This window comes from Streptomyces calidiresistens (genome assembly GCF_014141525.1).
In the GTDB taxonomy this organism is placed as follows: Bacteria; Actinomycetota; Actinomycetes; order Streptomycetales; family Streptomycetaceae; genus Streptomyces; species Streptomyces calidiresistens.
This window is the reverse complement of sequence record NZ_VKHS01001059.1, coordinates 1-1,523: the sequence shown is the minus strand read 5'-3', so window position 1 is coordinate 1,523 and position 1,523 is coordinate 1. Positions and strand designations below refer to the sequence as shown.

General features: G+C 77.9%; 1 protein-coding gene. It reads left to right on the top strand.

Features of this window, described 5'->3' with window-relative positions:
* Positions 1 to 86 precede the first annotated feature (86 nt).
* Positions 87 to 1,268, top strand: a complete 1,182-nt coding sequence (gene alr / locus FOE67_RS25405; RefSeq protein WP_182667161.1) for an alanine racemase — start codon at positions 87 to 89, stop codon at positions 1,266 to 1,268.
* Positions 1,269 to 1,523: the final 255 nt, after the last annotated feature.

The following is a 1,523-nucleotide window of genomic DNA, read 5'->3' as shown; positions in this document are numbered from 1 at the left end:
GTCACGGGCAGCTCGGGGGACTCGCCCGCGAGCCGCCGCAGCCACTCCTCCAGGCGTGCCCGCTCGGGGCTGCCCGGTGCGTAGTCGTGCACCGGCTCGTTGACCGGCGCGGGTACCCGGGTGACGCCCCCGTCGCCCCGCCCCGGGTGCGCGCCGAGGTCGATCTCGCGGCGGTCCGCGACAACGTGCGCGCCCTGCGCGGCCTGGCCCGCGGCGGTGCCGGCGTGATGGCGGTGGTGAAGGCCGACGCCTACGGCCACGGCATGGTGCCGTGTGCCCGGGCCGCCCGCCGGGCGGGGGCCGACTGGCTGGCCACGGCCACCCCGGAGGAGGCGCTGGCGGTGCGCGCGGCCGGTGACACCGGGCCGCTGCTGTGCTGGCTGTGGACGCCGGGCGGCCCCTGGGCGGAGGCGATCGCGGCGGACATCGACGTCTCGCTCGGCGGCGCGTGGGCGCTGCGCGAGGTGATCGGGGCGGTCCGCGCGACCGGTCGTCCGGCCCGGGTGCAGCTGAAGGTCGACACCGGTCTGGGCCGGGGCGGCTGCACGCCCGCCGACTGGCCCGCGCTGGTGACCGCCGCGCGGGCGGCGGAGGCGGAGGGCCTGGTGCGGGTGACCGGGGTGTGGTCCCACCTGGCGTGCGCCGACGAGCCGGGCCACCCGTCGATCCCGCCGCAACTGGAGGCCTTCCGGTCCGCACTGGCGGAGGCGGAGGGCGCCGGTCTGCGCCCGGAGGTGCGGCACCTGGCGAACTCCCCGGCCGCGCTGACCCTCCCGGAGACCCACTACGACCTCATCCGGCCGGGCCTGGCCGTCTACGGTCTGTCGCCCGCCCCCGAACTGGGCCTGCCGCGCGACCACGGGCTGCGTCCGGCGATGACCCTGCGCGCCGCCCTGGCGGGGGTCAAGCGGGTGCCGGGCGGTCACGGCGTGGGGTACGGCCACCACTACGTCACCCCCGGCGAGACGACCCTCGCCCTGGTGCCGGCGGGGTACGCGGACGGGATTCCCCGGCACGCCTCGGGCGTCGGGCCGGTGCTGGTCGCGGGCAAGTGGCGGACGATCGCCGGTCGGGTGGCGATGGATCAGTTCGTGGTGGACCTCGGTGGCGACCCGGCCGAACCGGGGGACGAGGCGGTGCTCTTCGGCCCCGGCGAGCACGGGGAGCCGACCGCCGAGGACTGGGCGAGGGCCTGCGGCACCATCGGGTACGAGATCGTGACCCGGATCGGCGCCCGGGTGCCCCGCGTGTACCTCAACACCGACTGAGCCGGTCCGGTCCGGTGTGGTCCGGGATCCGGCGACAACCGGTCGTCTCCGACCGGAACGCGGTCGAACCCCGCGGGCGACCGGTCGCGGTCGGTCGTGTCCGCTCACCCCGACGGGGGTTGCCCCGCACGTCTTTCCGGGCCCGCCGCGGACGCCGCCGCGTCCCGGCGGACCACCGGGCGTGCGGGGCCGTGGACCGGCCCGCGCCGCGTACCATCCGAGCCATGAGCGACCCCACCGTCCCCGACCCCACCG